Origin of the sequence: Nonomuraea glycinis (genome assembly GCF_035920485.1) — a bacterium.
In the GTDB taxonomy this organism is placed as follows: Bacteria; Actinomycetota; Actinomycetes; order Streptosporangiales; family Streptosporangiaceae; genus Nonomuraea; species Nonomuraea glycinis.
This window is the reverse complement of sequence record NZ_CP109166.1, coordinates 1171289-1187459: the sequence shown is the minus strand read 5'-3', so window position 1 is coordinate 1187459 and position 16171 is coordinate 1171289. Positions and strand designations below refer to the sequence as shown.

Annotated in this window: 17 protein-coding genes; 13 read left to right on the top strand and 4 right to left on the bottom strand. The window is 70.3% G+C overall.

Annotated features, from left to right (window positions below):
• Nucleotides 1–22: 22 nt before the first annotated feature.
• The 7 genes from OHA68_RS05465 (at nucleotide 23) to OHA68_RS05435 (ending at nucleotide 6713) form a co-directional block, all read left to right on the top strand.
• Nucleotides 23–856, top strand: coding sequence for a 2,3,4,5-tetrahydropyridine-2,6-dicarboxylate N-succinyltransferase (locus OHA68_RS05465; protein WP_327106611.1), 834 nt, complete (start codon nucleotides 23–25; stop codon nucleotides 854–856).
• Nucleotides 856–1911, top strand: coding sequence for a succinyl-diaminopimelate desuccinylase (gene dapE / locus OHA68_RS05460; RefSeq protein WP_327106610.1), 1056 nt, complete (start codon nucleotides 856–858; stop codon nucleotides 1909–1911). The genes OHA68_RS05465 and dapE overlap by 1 nt, the downstream gene beginning before the upstream one ends.
• Before the next feature lie 435 nt (nucleotides 1912–2346).
• Nucleotides 2347–3777 (top strand): IS607 family element RNA-guided endonuclease TnpB, encoded by a 1431-nt coding sequence (tnpB, locus tag OHA68_RS05455; RefSeq protein WP_327106609.1) that lies wholly within the window; start codon nucleotides 2347–2349, stop codon nucleotides 3775–3777.
• Nucleotides 3778–3795: 18 nt separating this feature from the next.
• Nucleotides 3796–4593, top strand: coding sequence for an LOG family protein (locus tag OHA68_RS05450; RefSeq protein ID WP_327106608.1), 798 nt, complete (start codon nucleotides 3796–3798; stop codon nucleotides 4591–4593).
• Nucleotides 4594–4604: 11 nt separating this feature from the next.
• Nucleotides 4605–5189, top strand: a complete 585-nt coding sequence (locus OHA68_RS05445) for an LOG family protein (RefSeq protein WP_189141821.1) — start codon at nucleotides 4605–4607, stop codon at nucleotides 5187–5189.
• A 70-nt stretch (nucleotides 5190–5259) separates the two neighbouring features.
• Nucleotides 5260–6147 (top strand): hypothetical protein, encoded by an 888-nt coding sequence (locus tag OHA68_RS05440; protein ID WP_327106607.1) that lies wholly within the window; start codon nucleotides 5260–5262, stop codon nucleotides 6145–6147.
• On the top strand, nucleotides 6144–6713 hold the full coding sequence (locus OHA68_RS05435; protein ID WP_327106606.1) for a DNA-3-methyladenine glycosylase I: 570 nt from the start codon (nucleotides 6144–6146) through the stop codon (nucleotides 6711–6713). The genes OHA68_RS05440 and OHA68_RS05435 overlap by 4 nt, the downstream gene beginning before the upstream one ends.
• Here the strand turns inward: OHA68_RS05435 and OHA68_RS05430 are convergent.
• Nucleotides 6700–7461 (bottom strand): enoyl-CoA hydratase-related protein, encoded by a 762-nt coding sequence (locus tag OHA68_RS05430; RefSeq protein ID WP_327109465.1) that lies wholly within the window; start codon nucleotides 7459–7461, stop codon nucleotides 6700–6702. The two genes, OHA68_RS05435 and OHA68_RS05430, sit on opposite strands and share 14 nt — an antisense overlap.
• A gap of 11 nt (nucleotides 7462–7472) precedes the next feature.
• Entirely contained in the window at nucleotides 7473–8249 is a 777-nt protein-coding gene (locus OHA68_RS05425; RefSeq protein ID WP_327106605.1) for a PaaX family transcriptional regulator, read from the bottom strand.
• A gap of 179 nt (nucleotides 8250–8428) precedes the next feature.
• Here OHA68_RS05425 and OHA68_RS05420 point away from each other — a divergent pair, with 179 nt between their 5' ends.
• On the top strand, nucleotides 8429–8596 hold the full coding sequence (locus OHA68_RS05420; protein ID WP_020545024.1) for a DUF3117 domain-containing protein: 168 nt from the start codon (nucleotides 8429–8431) through the stop codon (nucleotides 8594–8596).
• 77 nt (nucleotides 8597–8673) lie between these two features.
• Nucleotides 8674–10083 (top strand): leucyl aminopeptidase, encoded by a 1410-nt coding sequence (locus OHA68_RS05415; RefSeq protein WP_327106604.1) that lies wholly within the window; start codon nucleotides 8674–8676, stop codon nucleotides 10081–10083.
• Nucleotides 10084–10099: 16 nt separating this feature from the next.
• Here OHA68_RS05415 and OHA68_RS05410 read toward each other — a convergent pair whose 3' ends face one another.
• A complete protein-coding gene (locus OHA68_RS05410; protein WP_189141817.1) occupies nucleotides 10100–10738 on the bottom strand; it encodes an O-methyltransferase in 639 nt (212 codons plus the stop codon).
• Nucleotides 10739–10899: 161 nt separating this feature from the next.
• Between OHA68_RS05410 and sigE the strand changes: the two genes are divergently transcribed.
• The 4 genes from sigE to OHA68_RS05390 all read left to right on the top strand — a co-directional run bounded on the left by sigE (nucleotide 10900) and on the right by OHA68_RS05390 (nucleotide 14797).
• The gene (sigE, locus tag OHA68_RS05405; protein WP_327106603.1) at nucleotides 10900–11598 is read left to right on the top strand and encodes an RNA polymerase sigma factor SigE; all 699 of its coding nucleotides are present in this window, start codon (nucleotides 10900–10902) and stop codon (nucleotides 11596–11598) included.
• A gap of 1 nt (nucleotide 11599) precedes the next feature.
• Nucleotides 11600–12142 (top strand): anti-sigma factor family protein, encoded by a 543-nt coding sequence (locus tag OHA68_RS05400; protein ID WP_327106602.1) that lies wholly within the window; start codon nucleotides 11600–11602, stop codon nucleotides 12140–12142.
• A 164-nt stretch (nucleotides 12143–12306) separates the two neighbouring features.
• Entirely contained in the window at nucleotides 12307–14328 is a 2022-nt protein-coding gene (locus tag OHA68_RS05395; RefSeq protein ID WP_327106601.1) for a S1C family serine protease, read from the top strand.
• A gap of 115 nt (nucleotides 14329–14443) precedes the next feature.
• Nucleotides 14444–14797, top strand: coding sequence for a sec-independent translocase (locus tag OHA68_RS05390; protein WP_189141814.1), 354 nt, complete (start codon nucleotides 14444–14446; stop codon nucleotides 14795–14797).
• Between the two features lie 71 nt (nucleotides 14798–14868).
• On the opposite strand, the gene OHA68_RS05385 is transcribed toward OHA68_RS05390, so the two are convergent.
• Nucleotides 14869–16008: an Mrp/NBP35 family ATP-binding protein gene (locus OHA68_RS05385; protein ID WP_327106600.1), complete on the bottom strand. Its 1140-nt coding sequence runs from the start codon at nucleotides 16006–16008 to the stop codon at nucleotides 14869–14871.
• Nucleotides 16009–16171: the final 163 nt, after the last annotated feature.

The following is a 16171-nucleotide window of genomic DNA, read 5'->3' as shown; positions in this document are numbered from 1 at the left end:
CGGCCAGATAGGCTCCGTGCCCATGAGGGACGTGAGCACCCTGTCACCGATACCCGAGGTGATAGACGCGCTGTGGGAGCGTCGGGCCGAGCTGTCACCGGCGGACGCCGAGGCGCGCGCCGCCGTCACCGGCGCCGTCGACCTGCTCGACCAGGGCCGGGCCCGGGTCGCCCGGCCGTCCGGCGACACGGTGGTCGTGGACGAGCGGGCCAAGCGGGCGATCCTGCTGAGCTTCAAGGTGCTCGGCATGTCCCGCTCCCAGGTGGGCGACTTCCACCACCACGACCGGCTGCCGCTCAAGAACACCCTGGACGGCGTACGGGTGGTGCCCGGCGCGATCGCGCGCTGGGGCTCCTACCTGGCGCCCGGCGTGGTGCTGATGCCGTCCTTCACCAACATCGGCGCGTACGTCGACAGCGGCACCATGGTCGACACCTGGGTCACGGTCGGCTCCTGCGCGCAGATCGGCAAGAACGTCCACCTGTCCGGCGGCGTGGGCATCGGCGGCGTGCTGGAGCCGCCGAACGCGGTTCCCGTGGTCGTCGAGGACGAGGCGCTGATCGGCAGCCGGGCCATGATCGTGGAGGGCGCCCGGGTGGGCCGCGGCGCGGTCGTCGGCGCCGGCACGATCCTGTCCGCGTCCATCCCGGTGATCGACGTGCTGACCGGCGCCGAGCTGAGCCGCGGCCGGATCCCCGACTGGTGCGTCGCGGTGGGCGGCACCCGTCAGAAGGAGTTCCCCGGCGGCACGTTCGGCCTGCCCTGCGTGCTGGTGCTCAAGCGCCTGGAGCCGGGGGAGCGGCACGACAAGGCAGCGCTCAACGAGGCGCTGCGCGAACACGGAGTGAACACCTGATGCTGGATCTCACGCAGGACGTGCGCGCGCTGACCGCGGCGATCGTCGACATCGAGTCGGTGAGCGGCGCCGAGCAGGCGCTGGCCGACCAGGTGGAGCGGGCGCTGACCGCGCTGCCCCACCTGAAGGTGGACAGATCGGGGCAGACCATCGTCGCCCGCACCGAGCTCGGCCGTGGTGAGCGGGTGCTGATCGCCGGGCACCTCGACACCGTCCCCGTCGCCGCCAACCTGCCCAGCCGCGTCGAGGGCGATCTCCTCTACGGTTGCGGCACCTCCGACATGAAGGCCGGGGTGGCCGTCGCACTCAAGCTGGCCGCCACCGTGCCCGTCCCCAACCGCGACGTCACGTACGTCTTCTACGACTGCGAGGAGATCGAGGCCGACCGCAACGGCCTCACCAGGCTGGCCCGCGACCACGCCGACTGGCTGACCGCCGACTTCGCGGTGCTGATGGAGCCCACCGACGGGGTGATCGAGGGCGGCTGCCAGGGGACCGTGCGCGCCGAGATCGTGGTGACCGGCAAGCGGGCGCACAGCGCCAGGTCCTGGTTCGGGGTCAACGCCATCCACGGCATCGAGCCGGTGCTGGCCAGGCTCAACGCCTACCAGGAGCGGCTGCCGGTCGTCGACGGGCTGGAATACCACGAGGGGCTCAACGCGGTCGGCGTGCGCGGCGGCGTCGCCGGCAACGTGATCCCGGACGAGTGCGTGGTCACGGTCAACTACCGCTTCGCCCCTGACCTGTCGATCGAGCAGGCCCAGGAGCATGTGCGGGAGGTCTTCGACAGCTACGAGGTCCGCTTCGTGGACGCGGCCTCCGGCGCGCGGCCGGGGCTCACCCATCCGGTGGCCGCCGCGTTCACCGCCGCCGTCGGCGGCACGCCCCGGGCCAAGCTGGGCTGGACGGACGTGGCCCGCTTCTCGGCGCTGGGCGTGCCGGCCGTCAACTACGGCCCCGGCGACCCCAACCTGGCGCACCAGCAGGGCGAATACGTGTCACTGGCGAAGATCGTGGACAGTGAGCGGGCGATGCTCGCCTGGCTCGCGTCGTGAGAGGACCCCGGACAGCATGAAAGTGGCTCTCCTCGCCGGCCATTTGGCGGGGAGAGCCACTTTCAGTCCCGAGCAGCACCCTCGCCGGTTAGACGCAGGCTCCGCGAAATTCGGTTCCAGGTTTCACGGGAAGTTTTCCAAGATTCTTTCGAGCGGCCTCCGGGAACGGTCCGAGCCGAGGTAGAGCTGGGTATCAGCAGGCCGGAGCGGCCGTGGGAAGTGTGTCGAAGGGTTGGTAACCGCTGTGCTTCGAATCAGTGTTCGTCAGTCTTCATCCGGTTTTCGCTAGCGCGATCGCGGTGTGTCACGTGGTGATCGGGGGGCATGGCGAAGCGCTGGAGGGGCCTGCGGCTTGGCGCAGCGCCTGCCCGGCGCTGCCTACCCCATCCCGCAATCATCACGATGCGCATGCAAAGCCTTACCTAGTGTGCGATCATGCTGGTAAAGTCATTCGCACAAGTTCTCGAATACGGGGGGATCGTCTTGCGGGTCGTGCAGGCCTACCGTTTCGCGCTGGACCCGACCGCGCGTCAGGTCGCCGTGCTGGCGTCGCATTGCGGGGCGGTGCGGGTGGCGTTCAACTGGGGCCTGGCGCAGGTGAAGGCGAATCTGGCGCAGCGGGAGGCCGAGCGCTCCTACGGCATCCCCGGCGACCGGCTCACCCCGGGCCTGTCGTGGTCGATGTACAGCTTGCGGAAAGGCTGGAATCAGGTCAAGGACGAGGTGGCGCCGTGGTGGGCGGGCAACTCCAAGGAGGCCTACGCGTGCGGGCTGGCCCGCCTGGCCGACGCCCTGGCGAACTGGCGCGACTCCAAGAGCGGTAAGCGTAAGGGCCCGAAGGTGGGCTTCCCTCGGTTCAAGACCAAACGCCGCGCGGCCCGGTCGGTGCGCTTCACCACCGGCACGATCCGGCTGGACGGCCACACCCACGTGATCTTGCCGGTGCTGGGCCGGATCAAAACCCACGAACCGGTCACCCAACTCACCCGCCTGCTTACCGAAGGCGCGCGGATCGCCTCGGCGACCGTCCGATGGCAGGAGGGCCGCTGGCACGTCAGCTTCACCGTGCACACCGAACGCGCTGTGGCCGCGCCTGCCCGGCCGGACGCGGTGATCGGGGTAGACCTCGGCATCAAGACCCTGGCGGTCTTCTCCGACGGACGCCCGCCGGTCCCCAACCCCCGCCACCTCAACGCCGCCGCGCGTAAACTACGCCGCCTGTCGCGGGCGGCCTCCCGCAAACACGGCCCCGACCGGCGCACCCGGCAACAACCCTCGAAGCGGTGGCTGCGGGCGAACGCCGCCCGCAACCGGGCGGAGCATCGGGTGGCGGCGCTGCGCCGCGACGGCATCCACCAGCTCACCACCAGCCTGGCCCGCACCTACGGCACCATCGTGGTCGAAGACCTCAACGTGGCCGGGATGATCCGCAACCGGCGACTGGCCCGCGCCCTCTCCGACGCCGGTTTCGGCGAGATCCGCCGCCAGCTCACCTACAAGACCACCTGGAACGGCGGCCGACTGCTGGTGGCCGGCCGTTGGTTCCCCTCCTCCAAGACCTGCTCATCCTGCGGGGCAGTGAAAGCCAAACTGCCGCTGCGGATGCGCACCTACCTCTGTGAGGGATGCGGGCTGAGCATGGATCGTGACGAGAACGCCGCGCGCAATCTCGCTTCTTTGGTGGAGCGTACGGTCGCCGGGAGTGGCCCGGAGACCATAAACGGACGTGGAGCCGACCGTAAGACCCCGCCTGGCGGGGCAGGTGGCCGTGAAACGTCAACCCCGCACCGGGCACCCGCTGCTCGGATCAGACGAGGACCTTCGCCCACCACGGGCGAATCACTGAGAACCCTTGAAACTCAATGAACGGCTAGCGTGACGGATATGAAAGCAACGCGCCGCGAAAGGCGACGAGGACAGGCCGTGCTGCGCGGCAAGATGGTGGACGAGGGCACGCACGACCAGCGTCTGCTGGCCCGGCAGGGACCGGCCGACTGGGTGCACATGGATCCGTGGCGGGTGATGCGCATCCAGTCGGAGTTCGTGGAGGGCTTCGGCCAGCTCGCCGAGTTGCCCCGGGCGGTCACCGTGTTCGGCTCCGCCAGGACCCCCGGCGATTCGCCCGACTACGCGATGGGCCGTGAGCTCGGCACCGCCCTGGCCCGCAGCGGCTACGCGGTGATCACCGGCGGCGGCCCCGGCGTCATGGAGGCGGCCAACCGCGGCGCCACCGAGGTCGAGGGCGGCGTCTCGGTCGGGCTCGGCATCGAGCTCCCCTTCGAGCAGCGCATGAACGACTACGTGGAGCTCGGCATCGAGTTCCGCTACTTCTTCGTACGCAAGACCATGTTCGTCAAATACTCCTGCGGTTTCATCGCCCTGCCCGGCGGCTTCGGCACCCTCGACGAGCTGTTCGAGGCGCTGACCCTGGTGCAGACCGGCAAGGTGACCTCCTTCCCCGTCGTGCTGATGGGCTCGGAGTTCTGGGGCGGGTTGCTGGAATGGATCAAGACGAGCCTGCTCGGCACCGGCAAGATCGCGCCTCAGGACCTCGACCTGATCACCGTCACCGACGACGTGGACGAGGCCGTGCGCGTCATCATGGAGGCCGACCGGGCCAGGTCCGTGGCGACCTGGGACGAGGAGCAGGCCGTCGAGGCCCAGGTGGCCGAGCCGCAATAGGCTGGCTCGTCGTGAACATCTGCGTCTATTGCTCCTCCAGTCAGCACATCGACGACAAATACCTCGCCCTGGCGGCCGAGGTCGGCGCCGAGCTCGCCCGGCGTGGCCACACCCTGGTGAGCGGCGGTGCCACCGTCTCCTGCATGGGCGCCGTCACCAGGGCCGCGCGGGCCGGCGGCGGCCACACGGTCGGGGTGATCCCCCAGGTGCTCGTCGACGTCGAGGTGGCCGACCGGGACTCCGGCGAGCTGATCGTCACGGCCGACATGCGCGAGCGCAAAGGCGTCATGGACGCTCGTTCCGACGCCTTCCTCGTGCTGCCCGGCGGCATCGGCACGCTGGAGGAGCTGTTCGAGATCTGGACGGCCAGGGTGCTCGGCATCCACGACCGCCCTCTGGTGATCCTCGACCCGTGGGGCCTCTACCAGCCGCTCAAAGACCTGGTGAGCGGCATGTACGACCAGGGGTTCACCCGGGCGAACGTGTTCGACGCCATCTCCTGGACCACCACCGTCGAGCAGGCCTTCGCCCACCTGGAGGCCCGTCCCCAGCCGGTGCGGCCCAGTGTCGAGGAGCTGGGGGAGGCCGCGGGCTGAAGAGTCCCGTCCGGCACCGGGCGGGGCAAGGGCGGGACTCGTGCCCTGCTGGTATGAGTACGATGCCAATGTGCTGGTCATACTCGCCATCGCCGCGCTCGCCATCCTGATCTGCGTGGTGCTGGTCTCCCTGGGCAAGGGCGGTGAGCTGACCGAGTTCCCGCCGGACGTGCCACCCCTCAACCTTCCTGAAGCCGGGCAGCTGACGGCCGTCGACCTCATGGCGCTCGAACTGCCGGTCAACGTCGTCGGCTATCACACGCAGTCGGTCGACGAGAGCCTGCGCCGAGCGGCCACCGCGATCAGCGCCCGCGACACCAGGATCGCGGTTCTGGAGCAGCGCGTCTCCGAGCTGCTGTCGAGGCGGCTGTACGCCCGCCAGGAGGTCTACGCGGCCCCTGGCGGCGGCCCCCGCACCGACCATGAGCCCGAGGCCCCCGCCGCGCCGAGAGACCTGCCCGAGGAGGGGGACTCGCCGACCGAGTCCGGCGAGCACCTGCCGCAGGCGGTGGACGGCAACGCCGATCACGCCCCCGCCACCTGGGGAGAGGTGGACTCGCCGGCCGCGTCCGGTGACCGCCTGCCGCGAGCGGTTGACGGTGACACCGATCACGCCCCCGCCACGTGGGGGGAGGTGGACTCGCCGCCCGAGTCCGGTGACCGCCTGCCGCAGGCGGTGGACGGCGACCCCGAGCAGGCCCCCGTCAGGTGGGGAGACCGGGCGCCGGCTACCGAGGAGGCCGCCGCGGACCAGGACAGCGACGCAAAGACAGCCGCACAGGGCGCCGAGACGACTGCACAGGGCGCAGAGATGACCGCACAGGGCACCGAGACGACCGCACAGGGCGCCGAGACGACCGCCGGGACGGACGCCGGGCGGGCGAGCGAGCCCGAGATCGAGCGGGAGGGCGAGCCGGCGCGCGTGGCGCACGGCAAGGGCTCGGACGAGCGCCCATGACCGAGATCATCCGATGCGCCTGGGCGGCCACGGCGGACACCCTCTACACCGCCTACCACGACGAGGAGTGGGGCCGGCCGGTCCGAGGGGACGACAAGGTCTTCGAGCGGGTGACGCTGGAGGCGTTCCAGTCGGGGCTGTCGTGGCTGACGATCCTGCGCAAGCGGGACAACTTCCGGGCCGCGTTCGACGGCTTCTCCATCCCTAAGGTGGCCGCCTACACCGAGCAGGACGTCGAGCGGCTGCTCGGCGACGCCGGCATCGTGCGCAACCGGGCCAAGGTGCGCGCGGCGATCGTCAACGCCAGAGCCGCCCTGGAGCTCCCCGCCGGCCTGTCGGACCTGGTCTGGCGCTACGCCGACCCGTCGCTGCCGGCGCCCAGGTCGATGGCCGACGTGCCGGCCGTCACCCCGGCCTCCAAGGCGCTGGCCAAGGACCTGAAGAAGAACGGCTTCACCTTCGTCGGCCCCACCACCGCCTACGCCCTGATGCAGGCCATCGGCCTGGTCAACGACCACATCGAGGGCTGCGTGGCCCGCGTCGCCCCGCAGCTCAGCGGCCGGTGAAGACGGGGCGCTCCTTGGCGAGGAAGGACGTGGTCGCGTCCAGGTGATCCCTGGTGGCGACGCACTCGTCCTGAAGGTCGGCCTCCAGGACCAGGGCCTCCGGCAACGCGTGCGTCGCCGCGTACGCCAGTGCCTGCTTGGTGGCGGCAAAGGCCCGCGTCGGCCCGTCGGCGAGCCGCCGGGCGAGCTCGGCGGCGGTCTTGAGCACCTCGTCGGCGGGCACCACCCGGGTGACCAGGCCGAGCTCCAGCGCGCGGGCCGCGTCGACGGGCTCGCCGAGCAGCATCAGCTCGCTCGCGCGGCCCAGGCCGACCAGGCGCTGCAATGTCCAGGAGGCGCCGGAGTCCGGGGCCAGCCCGATGCCCGCGAAGGCCAGCGCGAACTTGGCCTTCTCCGAGGCGACCCGCAGGTCACAGGCGAAGGCGAGTGAGGCGCCGGCGCCGGCGGCGACCCCGTTGATCGCGGCCACCACGGGCTTGTCCATGGTGGTGAGCAGCTCGACGATCGGGTTGTAGTGCGCGCGCACGGTGTCGGCCAGGCCGCGGCCCGCCTCCAGGTTGGCCGCGTGCTCGTGCAGGTCCTGGCCCGCGCAGAAGGCCCGGCCCGAGCCGGTGAGCAGGACGGCGCGCACCTGCTGGTCGCTCGCCGCCCGCCGCAGCGCCGCCAGCAGTGCGACCTTGACCTCGGCCGTCAGCGAGTTCATCGCCTCGGGGCGGTCGAGCGTGATGGTGGCGACGGCGTCGGTCATCTCGTAGCGGATCAATGCAGCTCCCTGTCGACGAACGCGGCGGCTGCGGGCAGCAGCCTGGCGGCCTCCTGCTCGAAGAAGGCCCGTGCCTTCTCGCCCGGCCAGCCGGCCGGTAGTAGCTCGGGCGGCAGACCAGGGTCGCGAAACAGGAAATTTCGCCATCCGTGCACGAGTCTGCTCCTGGTCGCGAACACCTGGTCGGCCGATGCCGTCTCCGGCAGGGCGCTGACCAGCGTGACAGCCTCGGCGTGCCAGCTCTCGTACGCCTCGCCGATGGCGGTCAGATCCCACGCCCGCGCGACCAGTTCGCGCGGGTCGCCGCCGAGCGTCGCGTCGAACCTGTCGGCGCGCACCCGCTCGCCGTCGAGCAGGGTGTCCAGCTCCCTGGCGGACCGGGGGCCGATCCAGGTCGTCTCCGACAGGGCGGCGTAACCGAGGAAGGTCAGCTCGGCCCTGATCCGCTCACGGCGCGGACGGTCCTTGACCGGACCGAAGACGATCACATGCCAGCGGCCGGGCCAGGTCAGTGTTCCGGCTCGGTAAATTCTTAACGCCGCCTCATCCAGCCGTCTGACGCACTTCGGGGTGAGCCCGTAACCCGCTCCCTGGGGAAGCCTCACGGACTGTAGCCATCCCTGCCGGACCATCCGGGAAACGGCCGTACGCACTGCCGGAGCGGCGATTTCCAGGGGGTTCATGAGCTTGACGAGTGCGGCCACGGACGCCTGCCCACCGCGCGAACGCAAGTGGTCCCCATAGAGGTCGAACAGAGCGGCGCGTGCATGCACAAAGTCCAGTTTGGACCCCTTCGCCACCTTGGACAACGCATTCTGGGAGGAGATCGTTACCCATGAGGGCTCTCGATGCGGGAGAATAGGACATCACAGAAGACGTGAATGCGCCGACCTCCCCCATGGAGGCCGGCAATCGCGGGCCGCGGGAGCCCAAGGCAGGAAGGGATGCACGCATGGCGGCGATGAAGCCGCGGACCGGCGATGGTCCGCTCGAGGTCACCAAGGAAGGGCGCGGCATTGTCATGCGAGTCCCCCTGGAGGGTGGCGGACGGCTCGTCGTGGAGATTTCCGCCGACGAAGCGAAGGCGCTCGGCGAGGCGTTGAAGAACGTCGTCGGCTGAGAGTTCCCTGAGACAACTTTCCGGCCCCACGACCCTGGCGACCATGGCGCCAGGGTCGATGACGTTGAGGAGTGACCGTGCCCATTGAGACCGCCGCGTTGGTGGTCGCCGACGTTCCCGCCGACGCTGACCTGCTCGCCGTGCCTTACTCCGCGGAGCTGAATCCCGCGCTCGCGGTGGACCTGCACGTGCCTGTCGCCGACCTGCTGGCTCATTACGAGGCCAAAGGCGAGGCGGGTGAGATCGTCGACGTCCCGGTGGCGCGGGCGGACGGTGTCGGCCGGGTGCTGCTCTACGGCGTGGGCGACGGCTCTCCCGCGGCCCTGCGCAGGGCCGCGGCGGCGCTCAGCCGCCGGGCGCGCGGCAAGGCGCGGCTGGCCGTGGTGGTGCCGGCCGGCGATGTCACCGCGTTCGCCGAGGCCGCCCTGCTCGCCACCTACTTTTTCAAGATCGGAGCGCCGGGCAAGAAGCCCGTGGGGGAGATCACCTTCGTCGGCGCCGACGAGCAAGGCGTACGACGCGGCCGGATCGTGGCGCAGGCGGTCGCGCTCGCCCGTGACCTGTCCAACATGCCCGGGTCGGTCAAGACCCCCGCCTGGCTCGCCGAACGCGCCACCGAGCAGGGCGTCACCGCGCGGGTGTGGGACGAGGAGCAGCTCAAGGCCGACGGGTTCGGCGGCATCGTCGCCGTCGGCATGGGCTCGGTCAACCCGCCCCGGCTCATCCAGCTCTCCTACACCCCCGCCGAGCCCGCCACCCGGCACGTCGTGCTCGTGGGCAAGGGCATCACCTTCGACTCCGGCGGCCTGTCGCTGAAGCCGACGGCGAACATGAAGACCCAGAAGACCGACATGGCCGGCGGCGCCGCGGTCATCGCCGTCCTCGGCGCGCTGGCCGAGCTCGGCGCTCCCGTCCGGGTCACCGGCCTCATCGCCGCGGCCGAGAACATGCCCTCCGGCACCGCCCAGCGTCCCACCGACGTGATCAAGCAGTACGGCGGCCGCACGGTCGAGGTGCTCAACACCGACGCCGAGGGGCGCCTGGTGCTGGCCGACGCGCTCTCCTACGCCGACGCCGAGCTCGACCCCGACGTGGTCGTCGACATCGCCACCCTCACCGGCGCGATCACCGTGGCCCTCGGGCGCGACGTCGGCGCGGTCTACGCCACCGACGACGACCTCGCCGAGCAGCTCGTAACCGCGGGCCGGTCGAGCGACGACAAGCTGTGGCGGATGCCGCTGATCGAGGACTACGCCGCCGGGCTGCGGTCCTCGGTCGCGGACCTGGCCAACGTCGAGATCGGCTCCACCTACGGGGGCGGCTCCATCACGGCGGCGCTGTTCCTGCGCGAGTTCGCGGGCAAGCGGCCCTGGGCACACCTGGACATCGCGGGCGTGGGGCGCAGCTCGGTGGACGAGGGCGTCCTGACCAAGGGCGCCACCGGCTTCGGCGTACGGCTGCTCCTGGAGTGGCTGACCAAGCCGTAACCGGGCGTACGGCCTGCTATTCGGCGATCTTGACGGCGGCGAGCAGGCCGTCGCCCAGCGGCATCAGCAGCGAGCGCAGGCGGTCGTCCGCCTGCACGAGCTTGCCCAGCTCGCGCAGCGACACCGTGTCGGGATCCCGCTGCGTGGGATCGGCCACCCGGTTGTGCCACAGCACGTTGTCGAAGGCCACGATGCCGCCCACCCGCAGCAGGCGTACGGACTCCGCCAGGTAGTCGGCGTACTCCTGCTTGGCGGCGTCGGCGAAGACCAGGTCGTAGCCGCCGTCGGAGAGCCTCGGCAGCACGTCGAGCGCCCGGCCCGCGATCAGCCGCACCCGCCCACCCGCGAAACCGGCCTCCGCGAACGCCTGACGGGCCAGCCGCTGGTGCTCCGGCTCCACGTCGACGCTCGTCAGCGTGCCGTCGGCGCGCATGCCGCGCAGCAGCCACAGGCCCGAGACGCCGCAGCCGGTGCCGATTTCGACGACCGACTTGGCGTTGAGCGCGGTGGCGAGGAAACAGAGCGCCGCTCCGCCACCGGGAAGGATGGGCGGAGCCCCCATTTCCAGCCCGCGCTGCCGCGCCGCGTGCAGGATCTCATCCTCATGATGGAACTGCTCCGCATAGGCCAGAGTGGCCTCTACCGGACTGGTCATCGGCCTCCTCCCCCCACTTTCGTGCGATTGGTCACCGATCGCAGCCTAGGGGAGACACGCCGGGACGGGAACTCAGGAGGGGCTCGAGGCGTTGCAGGTTTAAACGGGCTTTGCCGGTCTGGAAGGCAGCCAGTGCGCACGGAGGGACAAAACCAGGCACTATGGCGGTAGCGGTGGTCCCAGAGAGAGGAGTGCTGGTGGACGAAAGTGACCACCAGGCTGATACTCCGATGTCACATGAGCACGAGTCCGGCGCAGGGCACAGTGTGCCCGAGTCCGGCATGAGCCCAATCGCGCCCGAACCCGACTGGACCCCTCCGTCGTGGGACGAGGTGGTGCGGAACCATTCCGCACGCGTCTATCGCCTGGCTTACCGCCTGACGGGCAATGTTCACGATGCCGAGGACCTCACTCAGGAGGTCTTCGTCCGGGTCTTCCGATCGCTGTCGAGCTACACGCCCGGCACGTTCGAAGGCTGGCTGCACCGGATCACGACCAACCTGTTCCTCGACATGGCGCGGCGCAAGCAGCGCATCAGGTTCGAGGGGCTCGCCGACGACGCCGCCGAGCGGCTTCGCGGTCGTGAGCCGTCACCGGCGCAGGCATTCGACGACGCACACCTCGAGCCGGACATTCAGGCCGCGCTCGACGCGCTCACCCCCGAGTTCCGGGCGGCGATCGTGCTGTGCGACATCGAAGGCCTGTCGTACGAGGAGATCGCGGCCACGCTCAGCGTCAAGCTGGGGACGGTCCGGAGCCGCATTCATCGTGGCCGGGCGCAGTTGCGCGAGGCGCTCGAGCATCGGGCTCCCCGTAATTCTCAACTCCCCCCGACCTTCACCCGTGGGGAGGAAGTCTGATATGGCTCATCTTGGTGAACGTGTTTCCGCGCTGGTAGACGGCGAGCTCAGTCACGCCGAGCGCGAGCGTGCTCTTGCCCATCTGACGTTCTGCGCCGACTGCAGGCGGGAGGTGGACTCGACGCGGGCGCTGAAGTCGCGCCTGCGCTCGCTCGATCACCCGCCGATGCCGGCCGATCTCACGATGTCGCTCCTGCGGATGTCCGAGCCCGGTGGGCCGCTGCCGCCCCGGGAGCGGCCTTTCCCTACCCGGACGTTCGGCGGCGTGCCGATCCCTGGGCCGCACAGCATCGCCCCTTTGGACAACCGCCCGGGAAGGGGCGCCCATGGTGGCGCATCTTCGGGTCCGGGCCGGGGCGGTAGGAGGCGCCGCACCACTTATGTGGCGGTCAGCGTGGTGTCCGCGGCCGTCGCGCTCGGCACGTTCTTCGCCGTGTCCGGTGCGGCGCAGCAGGGCACGCCCCCGGCGGTCGAGCTGGTCAAGAGGGTGCAGCAGCCGCCCTCGGTGACGCCGGCGGCGCCGCCGTCCACTGCCACGCCCTGAAAGCCCGGCCCTGCTGGGATACTCGTGATGGCGTAGTCCGTGGCGTGGGGGGCATACGATCTGGGATCGGGATTTGTCAGGGCATTTGCTGACAACTGCTAACGACTCTCGTATGCCGATCGCACCATGATTGCGGTGTCCGAGCAAGGAGTGGTGAGAACTAGATGACCGACGAGACGCGCCCCACCGAAGGACGCACGCCGTCGGACAGCTCCGGGCCACAGGGACGCCCGGAGTTCCTGCCGGTGGGTGGGCAGCCGGAGCCGTCCGGCGGGCCCTCCGGTAACCCGTGGGGCGACCCCTCGGGCAGCGGCACCCCCTCCCACGACAATGCGTTCGGCGCCCCCCGTGCCGACACTCGCGCCTACGAGGCCCCCACCTTCGGCGAGGGCCCGTCCTTCGAACGGCCCGGCGGTGACGGCCCTGCGTTCCACCCGCCCGGTGGTCACGGCCCGTATCTCAGGCCCGGCGGCGAGGGATCCGCTTTCCAGTCGCCCGGTGGTGACGGCCTGTATCTCAGGCCCGGTGATGAGGGATCTGCTTTCCAGTCGCCCGGTGGTGAAGGCCCCTCTTTCCGGCCCAGCGGTGAACGGTCCCCGTTCCAGCGGCCCAGCGGGGATGACTCGGCCTTCCGACGGCCCAGCGGTGACGATTCGGCCTTTCAGCGGCCCGGTGGTGACGGGTCCGGCTTCAGCGGGTCCGGTCCGTCCTCCGGTGCCGCCGGTGACGGCCCGGTCTTCGGCAGTCCCAGCGGCGAGGGCCCCGGATACGGCAATCCGAGCGGCGAGACCCAGGGTTTCGGCGGCTCGCGAGGTGACGGTCCTGTGTTCGGCAATCCGAGCGGCGAGACTCAGGGTTTCGGCAGCCCGCGGGGTGACGGTCCTGTGTTCGGCAATCCAGGGGGGCCGAACTTCGGCACCGCGGAGTGGCCGTTCTTCGGCAATCAGGGGCGTGCCGGCGGCGCGCCGCCGCCACCGCCGAACGCCCTGGGCATGGGGCCCACCTGGGGACCGCCGCCCCCTGGCTCGCCCGCCGGCGCGACGTCCGCGGGCAGACGCGGTCCCAGCACGGCGTTCCTGGTCGTGCTCGCCACGGTGATCGCGCTCATGGCCTCCCTGCTCGGCAGTGCGGGGACGTACCTGCTCACCAGGCCGAGCGCTGGCACCGACCCCAGCTACAGCCTGCCCCAGGCGCCGACCGGCGCCACCGATCGGGCGCCCGACTCCGTGGCCGGCGTGGCCTCCCGGGTGCTGCCCAGCGTGGTCTCGCTCGAAGTCGGCAACGGCGGCAACACCGAGGCGGCGAGCGGCTCGGGCTTCCTGATCAAGGACGGGTACGTGGTGACCAACAACCACGTGGTCGCCCTGGCCGCCAAGGGCGGCGAGATCAAGATCGTGTTCAACAACCGCAAGACCACGACCGCCCGCATCGTCGGCCGTGACCCCGGCTCCGACCTGGCCGTGGTCAAGCCCGAAGAGACGTTCGGGACTCCGGAGGCCAGGCTCGGCAACTCCGACCAGGTCGTCGTGGGCGACCCGGTGATCGCGATCGGCTCACCGCTGGGTCTGACGGGCACGGTCACCACCGGCATCGTCAGCTCGCTCAACCGCCCGGTCATCGCGGGGGACGAGACCGGCGCCAGCGGCGAGGAGCCCGCCTACATCAGCGCCATCCAGACCGACGCGGCCATCAACCCCGGCAACTCGGGCGGCCCGCTGGTCAACGGCAACGGCGAGGTCATCGGCGTCAACTCCGCCATCGCTACCCTGAGCCGCTCGCTGACCAGCCAGAGCGGCAGCATCGGCCTCGGCTTCGCCATCCCGGTCAACCAGGCCCGCCGCGTGGCGCAGGAGCTGGTCACCACGGGCAAGGCCAAGCGGCCCAAGATCGGCATCGTGCTGGACAGGGAATACCGCGGCGAAGGCGTCCGCATCGCCACCGGCAACCTGGGCGGCCGCCCGGCGGTGGACAAGGGCGGCCCCGCGCACCAGGCGGGCCTCAAGGCCGGCGACGTGATCGTGGAGGTCGACAACGTACGCCTCCAGGACGGCAACGAACTGATCGCGCTGATCCGCAGCAAGGCGCCCGGCGCCAAACTCACCATCAAGTATGAGCGCGACAACGAGGAGCACACGGCGACCCTGACCGTGAGCGCCGACGAGGAGCCCGCTCCCACTCCCTCCTGATGACCGCTTGGGGGCAATTGGTACCGCTTGGGGAGGTCGGCTCACCCCGGACAGCCCTTACCCTGGGGATAGGCCGAGGCCGATTCCTCGGGGCGGTGGACTGCTAGGAGCTCAGGTGTTCGGACTTGGCTGGATGGAAATCGGCGCGCTGATCATCATCGCGTTGCTGGTCTTCGGTCCGAGTAAGCTGCCGGAAGTGGCTTCCCAGGCCGGCAGGACGCTGCGCAACCTGCGCCGGATGGCCAACACGGCGCGCGACGACCTGCGCGCGGGCCTGGGGCCGGAGTTCTCCAACTTCGACCCGGCCGACCTCAACCCGCGCAACTTCGTACGCAAGCATCTCCTGGACGACGTCGAGGGAGAGTGGAACGACAAGCCCGAGCCGGACACCTCGCCCGCCTATGCGGGCGCCCCCGGCGGCGAGCTCGGCTTCGGTGAGATCCCCCCGTACGACGCCGAAGCCACCTGACTCCCGAACGTGAGAAGGCCCTCCTGGACGACGGTCCAGGAGGGCCTTCTCACGTTGCGAAGGGCAGGAGGTCAGGCGCGGTTGGGTGCGAGGCCCAGTTGGAGGCCCTTGAGGCTGGAGGAGCGCTTGCTCAGCCGGTCGGCGATCTGCCGCAGCTCCGCGGCGGCGGGTGAGTCGGGGTCGGTCAGGACCAGGGGCTTGCCTTCGTCGCCGCCCTCGCGCAGGCGCAGGTCGATGGGGACCTGGCCGAGGAGGGGGACGCGGGTGCCGAGGGTGCGGGTGAGCGCGTCGGCGACCGTCTGGCCACCGCCCTCGCCGAAGACGTTGATGCGGTCGTCGCAGTGGGGGCAGGGCAGCCAGGCCATGTTCTCGATGACGCCGGCGATCTGCTGGTGGGTCTGCGCGGCGATGGAGCCGGCCCGCTCGGCCACCTCGGCGGCGGCCATCTGCGGGGTGGTGACGACCAGGATCTCGGCCGACGGCAGCCGCTGGGCCACCGAGATGGCGATGTCGCCGGTGCCGGGCGGCAGGTCGAGCAGCAGGACGTCGAGATCGCCCCAGTAGACGTCGGCGAGGAACTGGTGCAGGGCCCGGTCGAGCATCGGACCGCGCCAGACCACGGCGCTGTTGCCCGGGGGCTTGAACATGCCGACCGAGATGACCTTGATGTCATGCGCCACCGGCGGCATGATCATGTCTTCGACCTTGGTGGGCCGTTCGGCGGCGCCGAGCATGCGCGGGATGCTGTGGCCGTAGATGTCGGCGTCGACGATGCCGACCTTGAGCCCGCTCGCGGCCATGGAGGCGGCCAGGTTGACGGTGACGGAGGACTTGCCGACGCCGCCCTTGCCGCTGGCCACCGCGAAGACGCGGGTCAGCGAGCCCGGCTGGTTGAAGGGGATCTCCTTCTCCGGCCCCCGGTCGCCGCGCAGCGTGGTCTGCAGTTTCTTGCGCTGCTCGGTGCTCATGACGTCGAGCTCGATCTCGACGGCGCTGACGCCGTCGAGCTTGGCCACCGCGGCGTTGACGTCGCGGCGGATGGTGTCCTTCATCGGACATCCGGACACCGTGAGGTAGATGCCGACGCCGACCTTGCCGTCCGCGGCGATGTCGATGCCTTTGACCATGCCGAGATCGGTGATCGGGCGACGGATCTCGGGGTCGATGACGGTGGCGAGGGCGGCCGTCACCTGTTCCTGGGTTGGTGCCATCGAAGTCTCGGCACGCCCATGACTGAGGGGTGCCGTCCCTCCTTTGCCGGTATATGTAGGATAAGCGCTGGACGCCAGTTGAGGATGCCCCTCAATGGTATGAACCTCGGTAGCGGCCTCGGTAATCCACCTGGGTGGGCTGAGCTTCTGAGTGTCCGTGCAA

Bases quoted from the DNA above. Each gene is read 5' to 3' on its own strand.
- OHA68_RS05450 (WP_327106608.1), top strand. From the start codon at position 3,796: ATGAAAGCAACGCGCCGCGAAAGGCGACGAGGACAGGCCGTGCTGCGC.
- OHA68_RS05385 (WP_327106600.1), bottom strand. From the start codon at position 16,008: ATGGCACCAACCCAGGAACAGGTGACGGCCGCCCTCGCCACCGTCATC.
- OHA68_RS05435 (WP_327106606.1), top strand. From the start codon at position 6,144: ATGACCGAGATCATCCGATGCGCCTGGGCGGCCACGGCGGACACCCTC.
- tnpB (WP_327106609.1), top strand. From the start codon at position 2,347: ATGCTGGTAAAGTCATTCGCACAAGTTCTCGAATACGGGGGGATCGTC.
- OHA68_RS05400 (WP_327106602.1), top strand. From the start codon at position 11,600: ATGGCTCATCTTGGTGAACGTGTTTCCGCGCTGGTAGACGGCGAGCTC.
- OHA68_RS05395 (WP_327106601.1), top strand. From the start codon at position 12,307: ATGACCGACGAGACGCGCCCCACCGAAGGACGCACGCCGTCGGACAGC.
- OHA68_RS05410 (WP_189141817.1), bottom strand. From the start codon at position 10,738: ATGACCAGTCCGGTAGAGGCCACTCTGGCCTATGCGGAGCAGTTCCAT.
- sigE (WP_327106603.1), top strand. From the start codon at position 10,900: ATGGCGGTAGCGGTGGTCCCAGAGAGAGGAGTGCTGGTGGACGAAAGT.
- OHA68_RS05430 (WP_327109465.1), bottom strand. From the start codon at position 7,461: ATGACCGACGCCGTCGCCACCATCACGCTCGACCGCCCCGAGGCGATG.
- OHA68_RS05465 (WP_327106611.1), top strand. From the start codon at position 23: ATGAGGGACGTGAGCACCCTGTCACCGATACCCGAGGTGATAGACGCG.
- OHA68_RS05420 (WP_020545024.1), top strand. From the start codon at position 8,429: ATGGCGGCGATGAAGCCGCGGACCGGCGATGGTCCGCTCGAGGTCACC.
- dapE (WP_327106610.1), top strand. From the start codon at position 856: ATGCTGGATCTCACGCAGGACGTGCGCGCGCTGACCGCGGCGATCGTC.